This is a genomic window from Pseudomonas imperatae (assembly GCF_057128625.1).
In genome coordinates this window covers 203,276-219,124 of record NZ_JBSKHP010000010.1, presented here as the reverse complement: position 1 = coordinate 219,124, position 15,849 = coordinate 203,276, and the positions used below count along the sequence as shown (strand labels likewise).

The following is a 15,849-nucleotide window of genomic DNA, read 5'->3' as shown; positions in this document are numbered from 1 at the left end:
GATGAAACCCCACGCCACGGCCTACAACCAGCGCCTGCTGCGCGGCCAGTCGCCCAGCTACGAACGCCTGCAGGCGCGCTTTGCCGAAGACGGCAGCGCCCACGGCGGCCAGCCCCACGCCGTGCATTGCGGCTGGGGGCGGCTGCTGATGGGTCACACCTTCCCCGACCCTGCCAGCCTGGCCGCCGAACTGGCCGACGAGCAGCATGGCGAGCGTGACATCGCCCTGTACGTGGCCGCCCCCCAGCAGGTGCTGGCCCAGGCGCCGCAGCAGCTGTTCCTCGACCCCTCCGACACCCTGCGCCTTTGGTTCAGCGACTACCGCCCGGCCCAGCGGGTGTTTCGCGGTTTCCGCATTCGCCGGGCACAGAGCGACGCCGACTGGGAGGCCATCAACCAGCTGTACCTCAAGCGCCGCATGCTGCCCATCGACCCCACGCGCCTGACCCCGCGCCACCAGGGCGGGCCGGTGTACTGGCTGGCCGAGGACGAGGAAAGCGGCCAGGTGATCGGAAGCGTCATGGGCCTGAACCATGAAAAAGCCTTCCACGACCCCGAGCACGGCAGCAGCCTGTGGTGCCTGGCGGTGGACCCGCGCTGCACCCGCCCCGGCGTGGGCGAGGTGCTGGTGCGCCACCTGATCGAGCACTTCATGAGCCGTGGCCTGAGCTACCTGGACCTGTCGGTGCTGCACGACAACCGCCTGGCCAAGAACCTCTACGCCAAGCTGGATTTCCGCACCCTGCCCACCTTCGCCATCAAGCGCAAGAACGGCATCAACCAGAGCCTGTTCCTCGGCCCCGGCCCCCAGGCAGACCTCAACCCCTACGCGCGGATCATCGTCGACGAAGCCCTGCGCCGCGGCATCGAGGTGCAGATCGACGACGCCGACGCCGGCCTGTTCACCCTCAACCATGGCGGCCGGCGCATTCGCTGCCGCGAGTCGCTGTGCGACCTCACCAGCGCCATCAGCATGAACCTGTGCCAGGACAAGAGCCTGACCCACAAGGTGCTCAGCGCCGCCGGCCTGAAGCTGCCGGCGCAGCAGCTGGCCGGCAGCGCCGACGACAACCAGGACTTCCTCGAGCAGCACGGGCGCATTGTCGTCAAGCCGGTGGACGGCGAGCAGGGCCAGGGGGTGGCGGTGGACATCGACAACCTCGATGACGTGCAGCAAGCCATCGAACACGCCCACCAATTCGACAGCCGCGTGCTGCTGGAGAGTTTCCACGCGGGCGCCGACCTGCGCATCGTGGTGATCGGCTTTGAAGTGGTGGCCGCAGCCATTCGCCGCCCGGCGTCGATCACCGGCGATGGCCTGCACGCCATCGGCGCGCTGATCGAGGCCCAGAGCCGCCGACGCCAGGCCGCCACCCAGGGCGAAAGCCGCATCCCGCTGGACCACGAGACCCAGCGCACTCTGCACGCCGCCGGGGTGGACTACGACACCGTGCTGCCCAAGGGCCAGGTGCTGGCCGTGCGCCGCGCCGCCAACCTGCACACCGGCGGCCACCTGGAGGACGTGACCGACATCCTCCACCCGGTGCTGGCCGATGCCGCCGTGCGTGCTGCCCGCGCGCTGAACATTCCGGTGGTGGGCCTGGACCTGCTGGTGCCGGCGGCCGACCAGCCGGAGTACGTGTTCATCGAAGCCAACGAACGCGTGGGCCTGGCCAACCACGAGCCGCGGCCTACCGCGCAGAAGTTCATCGACCTGCTGTTTCCGCACTGCCAGGTCCTTACCTGAACCCTGTGGGAGCTGGCTTGCCAGCTTCCACACCTTCGTCAGGAGTTTTCATGACTAGCAAGATTCCCGAACCCGACACCCACTACCTGCAGAAAGTCCTGCTGGAAATGCTCGCCATCCCCAGCCCCACAGGTTTCACCGACACCATCGTGCGCTACGTGGCCGAACGCCTGGAAGAGCTGGGCATCCCTTTCGAACTCACCCGTCGCGGTACCATTCGCGCCACCCTCAAGGGCCAACAGAGCTCGCCTGACCGCGCCGTGTCGGCGCACCTGGACACCATTGGCGCCAGCGTCCGCGCCTTCCAGGACAACGGCCGCCTGTCGCTGGCGCCGGTGGGCTGCTGGTCCAGCCGCTTCGCCGAAGGCAGCCGGGTCAGCGTGTTCACCGACACCGGCGTGATACGCGGCAGCGTGCTGCCGCTGATGGCCTCCGGGCACGCCTTCAACACCGCCGTGGACCAACTACCCGTGAGCTGGGACCACGTGGAGCTGCGCCTGGACGCCTACTGCGCCACCCGCGCCGACTGCGAGAGCCTGGGCATCAACATTGGCGATTTCGTAGCCTTCGACCCGCTGCCTGAGTTCACCGACAGCGGCCACATCAGCGCCCGCCACCTGGACGACAAGGCCGGTGTCGCCGCCCTGCTGGCAAGCCTCAAGGCCATCGTCGAGAGCGGCGCCCAACCGGCCATCGACTGCCACCCGCTGTTCACCATCACCGAGGAAACCGGCTCCGGCGCCGCCGGCGCACTGCCCTGGGACGTCAGCGAGTTCGTCGGCATCGACATCGCCCCGGTGGCCCCGGGCCAACACAGCAACGAGCACAGCGTCAGCGTTGCCATGCAGGACTCCAGTGGCCCCTACGACTACCACCTGTCACGCCACCTGCTGAACCTGGCTCGCGACCACGAGCTGCCGGTGCGCCGCGACCTGTTCCGCTACTACTTCAGCGACGCCCATTCGGCGGTGACCGCCGGGCATGACATCCGCACGGCGTTGCTGGCGTTCGGCTGCGATGCCACCCACGGCTACGAGCGCACGCACATCGACAGCCTGCAGGCGCTGAGCCGCATCCTGACCGCGTACATGCTCAGCCCGCCGGTGTTCGCCAGCGATGCGCAGCCGGCGCATGGGTCATTGGAAAGGTTCAGCCACCAGCTGGAGCATGATGCACAGATGGAAAGCGACACCCGGGTGCCGGCGGTGGATACCCTGGTGGGCCAGAAATAGAGGCCCGGGAACACATAATTGTGGGAGCTGGCTTGCCAGCGAGCCTTTAGGAGTCAAAAACTCGCTGGCAAGCCAGCTCCCACAAATTGGTTCCGATTTCGCCTCAGCGGTCGTTGTGGCCCAGGTCGCGGGCCGGGTCGATGTGGTCGCGCACGCGCTGCTTCAACACCTTGGCCTCGGGGAAGCCGCCGTCGGCCTTGCGCTCCCAGAGCTGCACGTCGTCGCAGGTGATGCGAAACACCCCGCCGGTGCCGGGCTCCAGGCTGACCCGGCCCAGGTCGTCGGCAAAGGTGCTGAGCAGCTCCTGGGCCAGCCAGGCGGCGCGCAGCAGCCATTGGCACTGGGTGCAGTAGGTGATGACGATGTGCGGGCGGGTGCTGGTCATGCTGGCCTCAGGCAATTTTCGACAGTAGCTGGCGCGCCACCTGCTGGTCGTCTTCATCGCCGTCCAGAAGGATCTCGTGCAACAGGTCGGCAGCGCTGCGCAGGTCACCCTGGTCGATGCAGTTCTGCGCCTGTTCAAGCTTGTCCGGCGTTTGCGGCGCCTCGTCCTGGGCATCGAAGTCCACGGTCAGGGCATCCAGTTCGGGCAAGTCGGCACCGGCGACGAAGCTGTCGAGGAAAGCGTCGTCCAGGCCATCGTCCGCCGTCACCGGCTCTTCCTCGGCAAAGTCGCTGAGGAACTGCTCGTCGGGCATCTCGAACACGTCCGGGAACTCCTTGAGGTTGCTGGCGAACTCCGGGTCCACCGCCGCTCCAGGCTCGGCCGGGGTGTCGGTGCCCTTGCGCGCCGGGGCCGGATCGAAGGGGCTGACCAGGTCCCAGTCGGCGTCCATGGACAGGTCGTCCAGGTTCAACTGGAAGTCATCCAGCGGCTCGGCGGCAGGCGGCGGGGTATCGACAATGGCCGGGGCCACGGCGGCCACGGTGGCCAGCGCCGCAGGGATCACGGGAACCGCTTCGGGGGCTGCCTGGGGTACCGGCGTGGCCGGTTGCAGCTTGGGGTAATGGCCACGAATGGCCTCGATCTTCTCGGCCTTGAAGTCCTGGGCCAACAGCGCCCGCTCCTCTTCGGCAAAGCCGGCGACGTCGCCCTGCTGGCCCAGCACCTCCAGCAGGCGCAGGCGCAGGTCGGTGCGGTGCGGTTCCTTCTGCAGGCCTTCACGCAAGATGGCCGTGGCCTCGTTGAAGCGGCCATAGGCGATGTAGATGCTGGCGCCGTCCATGGCGTCGGTAGCCGGGCCGCTCTCGCGCTTGGGCGCAACACCGGGCACCGGCTCGTCCTCGATAAGCTCGGGGGCCGGCGCCAGGCCGCCTTGGGCCGGTTTTATCAGCACGTCAGGCTCATGGGCCGGGTACGCGACCGGTATCACCGCCGCTTGCTGGCGGCGACGGTTGTAGACCAGGCCACCCAGCAGCAACAGGATCAACACCACGCCCAGGATCGGCAGCCAGGGGATATCACCACTGTCGTCGATGACCGGGGACGGCGTCACCGGCGCAGGCGGCGCCGCCGGCGCCACGGGCTTGGGCGCAGGGTGGGCCTGGGCTTGCGCCTGGGCCAGTTGCTGCTGCAGTTGCTGCAGCTGCTGGTCCTTGCCGTTCATCTGCTCTTGCAGGGTTTGCAGCTTGGCGTTGAGGTCGTCGATGTCCTTGTGCAGCGCCTGATCGTCCGGCACCGGTGCAGCGGTCGGCGGGGTATCAGGCACCGCCGGTGCAGCGGCCGATGCGGGCGCGGCGGCCATGGCCGGCGCCGGCTGGGCACCGGGCAGCACCGCGCTGTCAGGCAGCAACAGGCTCTGCCCGGCCTTCAGCCTGCCCGGGTTCAGGGCGCGCAGTTGCTGCACCAGGGTATTGGGCGGCGTTGTGGTGCCAGCCGCCTGCAGGCGCTTGGCGATGCTCCACAGGGTGTCGCCCTTCTGCACGTCCAGGCGTTTTTCCTGGGTAGCCGGTGGCAACGCTGCGGCGGGCTGCTGCGCGGCTGCAGCCCGGGCGGTCGGCGTGGGGCCGTTGGCGCTGGCCAGGGCACTGGCGATGCTGCTGACCGGGGCATCGTCGAACTTGGGCGCCGGCGGCAAGGCCACGGTGCCCGGCGGGTCGATGAGCACGGTGAACTCGCGCAGCAATTGGCCGCTGGGGCGGTTCAATTGCACCAGGAAGTCCAGGTAAGGCTCGGTCACCGCCTTGCTGGTGGTGACGTGAATGAATTTGTAGCTGCCGCTCAGCACCGGGGTGAAGTGCAGGTCATTGAGGAAGAACGCGCGGTCGACGCCAGCCCGGGCGAACTCGTCGGCCGTGGCCAGGCCCACCGACAGGTCGGCGGCCCCCAGCCCCTGGGCATCCACCAGCGCGATATCGGCGCTCAGCGGCTGGCCCAGCGAGGAATGCAGGGTGATGTCACCCAGGCCCAGCGCGTGGGCCTGGCCGGCGGCGGCGGCCAGCACGGCCGCCAGCACGCGGGCGGTGGTCGAGGTGGAAATGGCCCGGAACATGGACCGCGAGCGCTCTAGCATGAGAATCCCTTTGAGGAACCTGCTTCCTGTCATTCTGGTTATAGCCTGCGAACCGGCCTTTCTCAAAGCGCGCGGAGTACGCGGGCTCAGGATTTTTTCTCGAGGTTGTCCAGAATCTGCTTGTGCACGCGCATGCAGACGCGCATTTCGTCCTCGTCCACGCCCACGAACAGCTCGGCGCGCAAGGTGTTGGCAATGGTCTCGATCTGCTCGATCAGCGGCAAGGCCGGTTCGCACAGCAGGATCTTCTTCGCCCGGCGATCTTCGAGCACCGCCTGGCGCTGCACCAGTCCCTGGGTTTCCAGGCTGTCGAGCAACCGCGCCAGGGTCGGACCCTCCACCCCCACGCTCTGCGCCAGTTCGCGCTGTGTGGGGGTTTCCTCGAACCGGGCCAGGTGCAGCAGCACCAGCCAGCGCGCCTGGGACAAGCCCAGGCCGGCCAGGCGGCGATCCAGTTCCGCACGCCAGCCCCGGGACATCTGGGCCAGCTGCATTCCGAAACGGTGTTGGTCAGTCAACGGCATAAGCAACTCTTAAAGGACAAAACTAATTGATAGTGAGCTAATCATGGCCTTGACCAAGAGGCAATACTCATGCCGGAACGAATGTGTATTTCGTAATGTACAAATGTCAGTCTGAAACCGCTCACATTTCGAACTCGGACTGCAACGCTGCCCTCACGCAATACAGCACGCCCTCCGGCACACGGCCGAAGAACAGCGGCGCAATGTCGGTCACCGACGGCAGCTCGCCCTCGCCGTCCAGGAACGCATCCTGCACCTCGGCCATCACCTCCTCGGGCAGGTCCAGGGCTTGCTCCAGGGACAGTTGCTGGGCGCCGATGGCCTCGGCCAGCAGGCTGTAGACGTTCTTCTCGCTGCATTGCAGCTGGCCGGCGATCTGCAGCGGGGTCATGCCGGCGCGGGCCAGGCTGATCAGCTCGTGGCGCAGGTCGGCGACCACCCGCGGTGCCTCTTCCACGCCACCGTTGAGCACGCCGAGGAAGGCCTCGCCGTAACGCTCCAGCTTGCGCGCGCCGACGCCGCTGACACGGCCCATCTCGGCCATGCTGCCCGGCTGGCTGCGAAGCATTTCCAGCAGCGTGGAGTCGGGGAAGATGACGTACGGCGGCACGCCGTGCTCCTCGGCCAGCTTGCGCCGCAGGGTACGCAGGGCTTCCCACTGCTCGCGCTCTTCGCCGCGCACCAACTGGCTGGCCGGGCTGCCGGAGCCGCTGCGGGTGCTGCTGCCCTTCTGCGGCTTGGGCTCCAGGCGCAGTTCCAGGGTAACTTCGCCGCGCAACAGCGGCCGGCAGGTGTCGCTCAAGCGCAGGCCGCCGTAGCCTTCCAGGTCGATGTCGGCCAGGCCGCGGGCCACCAACTGGCGGAACAGCGAGCGCCATTCGTGCTCGCTACGGGCCTTGCCCACGCCAAACACCGAGAGTTTCTCGTGGCCGAAGCTGCGGACCTTTTCGGTGTCCTTGCCCAGCAGCACGTCCACCAGGTGGCCGACGCCGTAGCGCTGGCCAGTGCGGAACACCGCCGACAGGGCCTGGCGCGCCGGTTCGGTGGCGTCCCAGGTCTGCACGCCGTCGATGCAGTTGTCGCAGTGGCCGCAGGCGGTGGGCATGTCTTCGTCGAAGTAGGCCAGCAGCGCCTGGCGGCGGCAGCGGGTTTCCTCGCACAGGGCCAGCATGGCGTCGAGCTTGTGCTGCTCCACGCGTTTATGGCGCTCATCGCCTTCTGAGTTCTGCAGCATCTGCTTGAGCATCAGCACGTCCTGCAGGCCGTAGGCCATCCAGGCATCGGCGGGCAGGCCGTCACGGCCACCACGGCCAGTTTCCTGGTAGTAGGCTTCCAGCGACTTGGGCAGGTCCATGTGGGCCACGAAGCGCACGTTGGGCTTGTCGATGCCCATGCCGAAGGCGATGGTAGCGACCATGATCAGGCCTTCCTCGTTGAGGAAGCGCTTCTGGTTGGCAGCGCGCACGTCCGACGGCAGGCCGGCATGGTACGACAGCGCCGGGAAGCCCTGCTCGCAGAGGAACGCGGCGGTCTCGTCGACCTTCTTGCGCGACAGGCAATAGACGATGCCGGCGTCGCTGCGGCGCTCGGCCAGGAAGGTCATCAGCTGCTTGCGCGGGTTTTCCTTGGGCACGATGCGGTAGAAAATGTTCGGCCGGTCGAAGCTGGACAGGAAGCGCTCGGCGTCCTGCAGGTGCAGGCGGTTGACGATTTCCTCGCGGGTGCGCTTGTCGGCCGTCGCGGTAAGGGCAATGCGCGGGACATTGGGGAACAGCTCGGCCAGTTGCCCAAGTTGCAGGTACTCGGGCCGGAAGTCGTGGCCCCATTGCGACACGCAGTGCGCTTCGTCGATGGCGAACAGGGCGATGTCCAGGTTGCGCAGGAAATCGAGCATGCGCGGCTGCACCAGGCGCTCGGGGGCCAGGTAGAGCATTTTCACCTCGCCGCGACGAATGCGCGCAGCCAGGTCGCGCTGCTGTTCGGCGCTGAGGGTGGAGTTCAGCGATGCAGCGGCCACGCCCAGTTCTTCCAGGGTGGCGACCTGGTCGTCCATCAGCGCGATGAGCGGCGACACCACCACCGCAAGCCCCGGGCGCAGCAGGGCCGGCACCTGGAAGCACAGGGACTTGCCGCCACCGGTGGGCATCAGTACCAGGGCATCGCCGCCACTGGCCACGCGCTCGATAATGGCACCCTGGCGACCCCGGAAACTGTCATAGCCGAAGATGTCCTTAAGGACGCGTTGAGCCTGTTCGAGCATAAGAACTCCAAATATCGCAGAACCATCCGGGCCTAGGCTGGATGAAAATCGCGCGCGTTTCACGCAAAAATGCGTAAGCGCCCGTTGCCGGGGCAACCTTTCAGGGCGTGAAACGGCCAAAGCGGCGCATTATACCCGAGCGCCCGCCTGCGCAGGGCACCACTGATAAGGCCATGTTTTTCAGGCTTGGGTGGCGCATGCCCCCTAACAAGGCCTAGAATTCACTATCGTAAATTCTTCAAGGTAGCCTTTTAATGTCCTTCGCTGAGCAACTGAACCGCCTGCAAGCCTTCCTCGACGCCGATGAGCTGCACGAGGAAGCGCTGGACTACGTGGCCGCTCACGGCTATCTGACCGCCCTTTCCGTGTGTTCCGAGGAAGTGCCGGAGCGCGAGTGGATCGACGCCCTGTTCGCCGAGGAGCCGCACTACAGCAGCGACGCCCAGCGCGCGGAAATCGAAGGCACCCTGGTGGCCCTCAAGGCGCACATCGCCCGCCAGTTGGCCAGCGACGAGGAATTTGAGCTGCCGTGCGACCTGGACCTGGGCGAAGAGCCCGATGACTCCGAGCTGCGCGGCTGGTGCATCGGCTTCATGGAAGGCGTGTTCATGCGCGAAGCGGCCTGGTTCGAGACCGCCGAGGACGAAGTCAGCGAAATGCTCCTGCCGATCATGGTGGGTTCGGGCCTGTTCGACGAACAACCGGAGTTCGCCGACATTGCCGCCGACGCCAACCTGCAGGACGACATGATCGTACAGATCCCCGAGGCGCTGACCGCCCTGTACCTGCTGTGCAACGCCCCGGACGAAAAACCGGCCATCCTCAAGCCGCGCCACCACTGATCGCACCTGCTGTAGCCGCTGCCGAAGGCTGCGCTGGCCCCATACGCCACTGGAGATCTCCAGTGCACATCCGGGCCAGCGCAGCCTGACGGCAGCGGCTACGCAGCGATGTTCCATACACCGTATGTGGTGTACGGAAATATATATCCCCTCCCCCCTGTGCTGTCCGTTCGCCATCTCCTAGACTCTACCGACTGACCCCAGAGTTTCCTGGCATGCTCCACCGCCCGCGTCGACAAGGATGGCTCTCGCCCCGGCTGTGGCATGTGTTCGGCTGGATGGCGCTGTGCCTGTCGCTGAGCGTGGCCGGCGACAACTGGCCCGAGTGGGACTTCAACCAGATCATCAGCAAGGCCGACCAGCAGTACGGCGGGCTGGGCTCCGCCCGCGAGCGCCTGGAGGCCTGGGCGCGGCTGCTGCAGACCAGCGGCGACAAACCCGAGCTGGAAAAACTGGCCCTGGTCAACAGCTTCTTCAACCGCCAGATGGCGTTCAAGGACGACATGACCGTGTGGCACGTGGAAGACTACTGGGCCACCCCGCTGGAGGCCTTGTGGAAAGGCGCTGGCGACTGCGAAGACTATGCCATTGCCAAGTATTTCAGCCTGCGCCGCCTGGGCGTACCCGCCGACAAGCTGCGCATCACCTATGTCAAGGCGCTGGAGCTGAACCAGGCGCACATGGTGCTGGCCTACTACGCCACCGACCGCGCCGACCCGCTGGTGCTCGACAACCTCAAGCCCGACATCAGGCCCGCTTCCCAGCGCAAGGACCTGCTGCCGGTGTATGCCTTCAATGCCGAGGGCGTGTATTTGCCCGGCGCCTCGGCCAGTGCCCGCACCAGCGACAGCAAGAAGCTGTCGCGGTGGCAGGATGTGTTGCAAAAAATGAAAGCCGAAGGCTTCGCCATTGGCGACGGATAGGAGTGCCCGATGTCTTTACTCAAGCAACTGTTCCTGGCGATCTGCCTGTTCCTGGTGGTGGCCTTCAGCGGCAGCTTTTTCGTCGGGCTGGAGAACTCCCGTGAACAGCTGGTCAGCCAACTGCGCTCCCATGGCCAGGACGCGGCCACGGCGCTGGGGCTGTCACTGGCTCCCCACGTGGACGACCCGACCATGATCGAGCTGATGGTCTCGTCGATCTTCGACAGCGGCTATTTCTCCAACATTCGCGTGGTCAACCTGGCGGACAACAGCACCCTGGTGGAACGCGCCGCGCCGCCGGGCACAGGCGAGGTGCCGGACTGGTTCGTGCGCCTGGTCAACCTCAAGCCCCAGGGCGGTGACGCGCTGGTGATGCGCGGCTGGGAACAGGCGGCGCGGGTGGAAGTGTTGAGCAACCCGCAGTTCGCCCTGGCCAAGCTGTGGGAAACCGCCATCGGCAGCCTGGCGTGGCTGGCCCTGTGCGGCCTGTTGAGCGCGATTTTCGGCGGCTGGCTGCTGCGCAAGCAACTGCGCCCGCTGGACAACATGGTGCAACAGGCCAACGCCATCAGCCACCGCGAGTTCCTGACCTTGCCGCGCATCCCGCGCACGCCGGAACTGCGACGGGTGGTGCTGGCCATGAACCAGATGGTCGAGAAGCTCAAGGCGCTGTTCGCCGAGGAAGCGGCGCGCAGCGAGAAACTGCGCGAAGAGTCCTACCAGGACAGCCTCACGGGCCTGGCCAACCGCCGCCTGTTCGACACCCAATTGACCAACCAGCTGATGGTCACCGAGCAGAACAGCGAGGGCTTCGTGCTGATGTTGCGGGTGAACGACCTGGCCGGCCTCAACCAGCGCCTCGGGGGCCAGCATACCGACGCCCTGATCGCCGAAATCGGCGAGGTGCTCACCGCCCAGCTGCAAGACCCACGGCGTAGCCGCTGGACCGCCGCGCGCAACCGTGGCGGCGAATTCAGCCTACTGGCCCCGGCCATCAACGGCGAGGACGCCCAACGCCTGGCCGAAGACCTCAGCCGCCAGCTGGAGAACTTCTACCTCACCGGTGCCAGCGACCGCTCGCCGGTAGCGCACATCGGCGTGGCCGCGTACAAGCCCGGCGAGGCGCTGAACACGGTGTACATGCACCTGGACCAGGCCGTCACCGAGGCGCAGAACCACCCACGCCAGCCTTGGGCCGTGCTGGCGCACTTCAATGGCGCGCCGATCCAGAACCCGGCGCAGTGGCGCACCTGGATCGACGAAGCGCTGACCCTGCGCAAGCTCAAGCTGTATTTCCAGCCGGTGGTGCCCTGTGCAGAGCCGGGCCAGATCCTGCACCACAAGGTACTGGCGCGCCTGCTCGACCCGGCGGGCGAGGCCGTGGCCGCGGCGCATTTCCTCCCGTGGATCGAGCGCCTGGGCTGGTCGGCGCGTTTTGACCTGGCGATGCTGGAACATACCTTGGAATACTTGCAGGAACACCCTCACCCGCTGGCGTTGAGCCTGTCGGGCAGCACCCTGCGCAGCGAGGAACACTTGACGCCGATCCTCGACCTGCTCAAGGCCAGCCCCGGCCAGGCGCACCTGCTGACCCTGGAGGCGGACGAACACCACCTGCCGCCGCCTGATCAGCTGCAGAGCCTGAGCCAGGCCATTCGCGACACCGGCTACCGCTTTGGCCTGCAGCATTTCGGCGGGCGCTTCAGCCAGATCGGCAACTTCACCCACCTGGGCTTGGCGTACCTGAAGATCGACGGCAGCTACATCCGCGCCATCGACCAGCAGAGCGACAAGCGCCTGTTCATCGAAGCCATCTATCGCGCCACCAACAGCATCGACATGCCGCTGATCGCCGAGATGGTGGAGACCGCTGGCGAGCTGGAGGTGCTGAAGGAGCTGGGGCTGCACGGCGCCATGGGCCGCCTGATCGGCGCGCCTGCACCGAAGATCTGAAGCCCGCGCCTGACGCGCACCTTGCGTAGCAGCCGCCGCAGGCTGCGTCCGAAATCGCCGCGGTATGCCTGGAGTTGCGCGGCTGCCCTGACGCGGCCTGCGGCCGCTGCTACGGAACCCTGCGTAGCAGCAGCTGCCGCAGGCTGCGTCCTGAACCGCCGCGGTGTGCCTGGAGTTACGCGGTGGCCGCTGCTACGGAACCTTGCGTAGCAGCTGCCGCAGGCTGCGTCCGAAATCGCCGCGGTGTGCCTGGGGTTATGCGGGCCGGGGGTGGGCTTGTAGCTTGCAAAAAAAATCCCGCCATCGTGGCGGGATTTTTTCTTCAGCGGTGAAGCGTCATGCCACGTCCACCTTCAACGAATGATCCCCCAGCATCCCGCTGACGATGGTCGCCGTGTCATGGGACGAGATGGTGCCGCCCGAGCCCGGGGTAACCCCGTAGTGGCTGGCCAGGTCGACGCCTTTCAGGTCGATGGTCTGGCTGGCCGCACCGCCGGCGGTGGTGCTGACGTCGATGCTGGAGACCAGCCCCGAGCCGCTGCCGGTGACCTTGAAGTGCAGGTAGCTGTCCAGGGTAGACGCCGTGGCCCCGTCACCTTGCAGCAGCTGCGACAGGTCGAGCTTGTCGGTGCCCACGGTGAAGTCGGTGATGGTGTCGTGGCCCGAGTTGCCGGCCAGGTACTTGAAGGTGTCGGCACCGTCGCCGCCGGTCAGGGTGTTGTTGCCCAGGCCGCCAATCAGGGTGTCGTTGCCGCCCCCGCCGTTGATCACGTCATTGCCCGCGCCGCCGGTGATGACGTTGGCCTGGCTGTTGCCGGTCAGGTGGTCGCCGTAATCGGAACCGATCAGGTTCTGGATGTTGACCAGCTGATCGTGCCCGGCGTTGACGGTGTCCTGCACCGCGGTGTTGCTCAGGTCGACCGTCACCGGCCCCTTGGCGTTGTGGTAGCTGACCGTGGTCACGCCGGTGCCGCCCTGGAACACATCGTCGCCAGCGCCGCCCATCATGAAGTCGTGGCCCGCCACGCCCACCAGCTTGGTGCCGCTGTCGTTGCCAATCAGGATGTCATCGCCCGACGTGCCGGTCAGGGTATGGCCGGCCTGGTAGGTGATGGTCGCCGCCGCGGTGTCGCTGCCGCCATGGTTGTCGGTGACGGTGTAGGTCGCCGGCAGGTCCGGGGTGTAGTTGGCGGCGCCGGCATAGTTGATGCTCATGTCCAGGCTGTAGGTGGTCTGCCCGGTGTGGCCGCTGGCGTGGCTGATGTGGATGGTGTAGTCACCGTCGCTGGTGGCAGTGAGCTCATTGCCGTTCAACGTGGTGTAGGTATTGCCGGTCTTGAGGCTGAAGGCCAGGTGGCTGTTGCCGTTGTCCGCCAGGCTCAAGGTTTCGCCGGCGTTCAAATGCACCGTGATGTTGTCACTGGCATTGGCATTGCTGCCCGAACCCAGGAAGCCGGCGACCATGAGCAGCGCCGTGGTGCCGCTGGTGATGCTGAATTCACTGCGGTCCAGGGTCTTGGTCTGGTTGAGGCTGGAATTGCCGGTGCCGGCGAACTGGATGGTCTGCACCGTGGTGGCAGTGAAGTCCGCGCCCTTGGGCGCCCAGCCGGTGTCGAAGCCGGTGTTGGCCACGGTCAGCGGGTCGCCGTTGGCATCGGTGTCGTTGGCCGTCAGGGCCTCGCTGGGCACGATGATGGTGGACGACAGGATGTTGGTGATCACGTGGTCGGCAGCCGCCACCGGTGGCGAGTTCGGCGTCACGGTGATGCTCAGGTTGGCCGGGCTGGACAGGTCGCCGTCGTTGTCGGCCAGCACGAAGCCCACCTTGTCGGTGAAGGTCGAGCTGCCGCCACTGGACGCGGCGGTGTAGGTGTAGGCACCGGTGTCCATGTTCACCACCACGGTACCGCCGTGGCTGCTGGCCACGCTAATGCTGTTGGTGGTGGTGTCGAACGTACCGTGGCTGGTACCACCTTCAGTGGTCATGCCGCCGGTGCCGTTGTTGGCCTTCGGATCGTAGGTGTAGGTTGTGCCGTCGACGGTGATGGATTTGACGAAGCCACCGTCGGCGCCAAAGCTGCCGTTGGTCAACAGGGTACCGACCAGCGATACGCTCTGCACCGTGCTGCTGAGCACGTTGTTGAGGTCGTTGAGGTTGGTGACTACGGTCGAGTTGGTATTGGTGCCGGTGGTGCCGTCGTAGGCGATCGGGTTCAGGTACTGGGCGTCGACGCCGTTGCCCAGGCCAATGGCGTAGGCCTTGATGTCGTTGGCGTTGAGGAAGTCGGTCCAGGCCTTCTCCTCGGTGGTGTCGATACCGTCGCCCAGGTTGGGGTTGGTCTGGCTGCCCGACTGGCCGTTACCCGATGTCGGGTGGGTGCTGGACAGGGTCGGGTTGCCGTCCGAGAAGAAGTACGCCACGTTCTGCCCGCCCACCAGCTTGCCGTTGGTGGTGAAGGCGTTTTCGGCCGCGCTCAGGGCGTAGTCGTAGTTGGTGCCGCCGTTGGCGTGCAGGCCGGCGATGTAGGCCTTGGCAGTGGCCACGTCGACCCAGACGTTGCTCGGGGTCTCGGTGCCGTTGCTGAAGGTCACCACCTGGACTTTCACGTCGCCCATGCCGTCGTACTTGTCCAGCAGCGCGCTGATGGCCTGCTTGGCCAGGTCCAGGCGCGACAGGTTACCCACGCCGGACGGATCGTCCATGCTGCCGGACACGTCGATCACCAGCAACACGTTGGTGTTGAGTTCCGGGGCGATGGCCACGCGGTCGATGGCGCCCGCCTGGGGCACGTCGTCGGTGATGTTGATCACCAACTGGTTGGTGATGCTGTTGCCCTGGCTATCGGTGCCACGGTAGGTGATGGTGTCGGTGGTGGTGTCGGCGCCGTTGTCGGCCGCTGGATCGGTCTTGGGTGCCGAGGTCAGGGTGTAGGTGTAGCTGCCGTCGGCGTTGAGCTGGATCACCCCGTGGGCGGTGGTGAACAGGCCGTTCACCGCGCCGTCGATGCTGTAGGTAATGCCGCCGCTGCCGCCTGCGATGGAACCTGCCACCGAGCCGGTGCCGGTTTCGGCGGTGGAATCGGGGTTGCTGCCGGTGACGGTGCCGGCGGCCAGGTCCTTGCCGTCCTGGTTCAGGTCCAGGGCGGCTTCGGCCACGGTCACGCCCGGGCCGTCGCCCGGCACGATGTGCAGGCCGGCGCCGCCGACCTGGATGGTGACGGTGGTGGTGCTCAGGTCACCGTCCTTGTCGGCCATGGTGTAGGTGAAGGTGTCGGTCACGTCGCCATGGTTCGCCGCGTTGGCGTTTGCGTGGTAGGCACTGCTGCCGTCGGCGGCGATGATCAGCTGGCCATACAGCCCCTCGATGACGGTACCCACGCCGGTGGTGACCGGCTTGCCATCCAGGCCGCCGGCGCGCACGCCGACCACGCCGTAGAAGCCGTCGGCCCCCGCCACGTCGTTGCCTAGCACGTTGCCCTGCACGGTCTGGCCTTCGAGGATGTGCGCGGAGTCCGGATAGGCCTGCGGCTTGTCATCGACGATCTTGATGGTCAGCTGGCTGGCCACATGGTTGCCGACGCTGTCGGTGGTCACCAGGGTGAAGGTTTCGGTGGTGCCGATGCCGTGCACCTGGGGGGCACTGGTAAGGGTGTAGGTGTAGGTGCCGTCGGCGTTCATGTGGATCACGCCGTACTGACCCTGCAGGTCGCCGCTGGCGTTGGAGCCGTAGAGGCTGTAGTTCAACGCACCTACCCCGCCCGTCACCGAGCCGGCCACAGTGCCGCTGGCGGTTTCCGAGGTCCAGTCCGGGTGGCTGCCGGTGGTGTTGCCGGCGGCCAGGTCGTTGCCGTCCTT

General features: G+C 66.4%; 10 protein-coding genes. 5 read left to right on the top strand and 5 right to left on the bottom strand.

Annotated elements, in window-relative coordinates; genetic code table 11:
* Position 1: 1 nt before the first annotated feature.
* Together ngg and ACWKWX_RS15150 are read left to right on the top strand one after the other, a co-directional pair.
* Complete coding sequence (gene ngg, locus ACWKWX_RS15155; protein ID WP_416422990.1) at positions 2-1,747, top strand: N-acetylglutaminylglutamine synthetase; 1,746 nt, start codon at positions 2-4, stop codon at positions 1,745-1,747.
* A gap of 50 nt (positions 1,748-1,797) precedes the next feature.
* A complete protein-coding gene (locus tag ACWKWX_RS15150; RefSeq protein WP_473005669.1) occupies positions 1,798-2,979 on the top strand; it encodes an osmoprotectant NAGGN system M42 family peptidase in 1,182 nt (393 codons plus the stop codon).
* A 103-nt stretch (positions 2,980-3,082) separates the two neighbouring features.
* On the opposite strand, the gene ACWKWX_RS15145 is transcribed toward ACWKWX_RS15150, so the two are convergent.
* The 4 genes from ACWKWX_RS15145 to recQ form a co-directional block, all read right to left on the bottom strand.
* A complete protein-coding gene (locus ACWKWX_RS15145; protein WP_416422988.1) occupies positions 3,083-3,364 on the bottom strand; it encodes an Rdx family protein in 282 nt (93 codons plus the stop codon).
* Between the two features lie 7 nt (positions 3,365-3,371).
* Positions 3,372-5,492: a FimV/HubP family polar landmark protein gene (locus ACWKWX_RS15140; RefSeq protein WP_483828214.1), complete on the bottom strand. Its 2,121-nt coding sequence runs from the start codon at positions 5,490-5,492 to the stop codon at positions 3,372-3,374.
* A gap of 86 nt (positions 5,493-5,578) precedes the next feature.
* Positions 5,579-6,016 (bottom strand): MarR family transcriptional regulator, encoded by a 438-nt coding sequence (locus ACWKWX_RS15135; protein ID WP_416422986.1) that lies wholly within the window; start codon positions 6,014-6,016, stop codon positions 5,579-5,581.
* Between the two features lie 121 nt (positions 6,017-6,137).
* Entirely contained in the window at positions 6,138-8,276 is a 2,139-nt protein-coding gene (recQ, locus tag ACWKWX_RS15130; RefSeq protein WP_483828213.1) for a DNA helicase RecQ, read from the bottom strand.
* A gap of 254 nt (positions 8,277-8,530) precedes the next feature.
* Here recQ and ACWKWX_RS15125 point away from each other — a divergent pair, with 254 nt between their 5' ends.
* The 3 genes from ACWKWX_RS15125 (at position 8,531) to lapD (ending at position 11,994) form a co-directional block, all read left to right on the top strand.
* Positions 8,531-9,118, top strand: a complete 588-nt coding sequence (locus tag ACWKWX_RS15125; protein ID WP_416422984.1) for a UPF0149 family protein — start codon at positions 8,531-8,533, stop codon at positions 9,116-9,118.
* A gap of 215 nt (positions 9,119-9,333) precedes the next feature.
* On the top strand, positions 9,334-10,041 hold the full coding sequence (gene lapG / locus ACWKWX_RS15120) for a cysteine protease LapG (RefSeq protein WP_483828212.1): 708 nt from the start codon (positions 9,334-9,336) through the stop codon (positions 10,039-10,041).
* 9 nt (positions 10,042-10,050) lie between these two features.
* Positions 10,051-11,994, top strand: a complete 1,944-nt coding sequence (gene lapD / locus ACWKWX_RS15115; protein WP_483828211.1) for a cyclic di-GMP receptor LapD — start codon at positions 10,051-10,053, stop codon at positions 11,992-11,994.
* Between the two features lie 336 nt (positions 11,995-12,330).
* Here lapD and ACWKWX_RS15110 read toward each other — a convergent pair.
* Positions 12,331-15,849, bottom strand: a 3,519-nt coding sequence (locus ACWKWX_RS15110; RefSeq protein WP_483828210.1) for a type I secretion C-terminal target domain-containing protein, incomplete at its 5' end; no start/stop codon positions are given.

What these genes read in the sequence shown, in the direction of transcription:
- ACWKWX_RS15150 (WP_473005669.1), top strand. Translation starts at nt 1,798, where the DNA reads ATGACTAGCAAGATTCCCGAACCCGACACCCACTACCTGCAGAAAGTC.
- lapD (WP_483828211.1), top strand. Translation starts at nt 10,051, where the DNA reads ATGTCTTTACTCAAGCAACTGTTCCTGGCGATCTGCCTGTTCCTGGTG.
- ngg (WP_416422990.1), top strand. Translation starts at nt 2, where the DNA reads ATGAAACCCCACGCCACGGCCTACAACCAGCGCCTGCTGCGCGGCCAG.
- ACWKWX_RS15145 (WP_416422988.1), bottom strand. Translation starts at nt 3,364, where the DNA reads ATGACCAGCACCCGCCCGCACATCGTCATCACCTACTGCACCCAGTGC.
- ACWKWX_RS15140 (WP_483828214.1), bottom strand. Translation starts at nt 5,492, where the DNA reads ATGCTAGAGCGCTCGCGGTCCATGTTCCGGGCCATTTCCACCTCGACC.
- lapG (WP_483828212.1), top strand. Translation starts at nt 9,334, where the DNA reads ATGCTCCACCGCCCGCGTCGACAAGGATGGCTCTCGCCCCGGCTGTGG.
- ACWKWX_RS15125 (WP_416422984.1), top strand. Translation starts at nt 8,531, where the DNA reads ATGTCCTTCGCTGAGCAACTGAACCGCCTGCAAGCCTTCCTCGACGCC.
- recQ (WP_483828213.1), bottom strand. Translation starts at nt 8,276, where the DNA reads ATGCTCGAACAGGCTCAACGCGTCCTTAAGGACATCTTCGGCTATGAC.
- ACWKWX_RS15135 (WP_416422986.1), bottom strand. Translation starts at nt 6,016, where the DNA reads ATGCCGTTGACTGACCAACACCGTTTCGGAATGCAGCTGGCCCAGATG.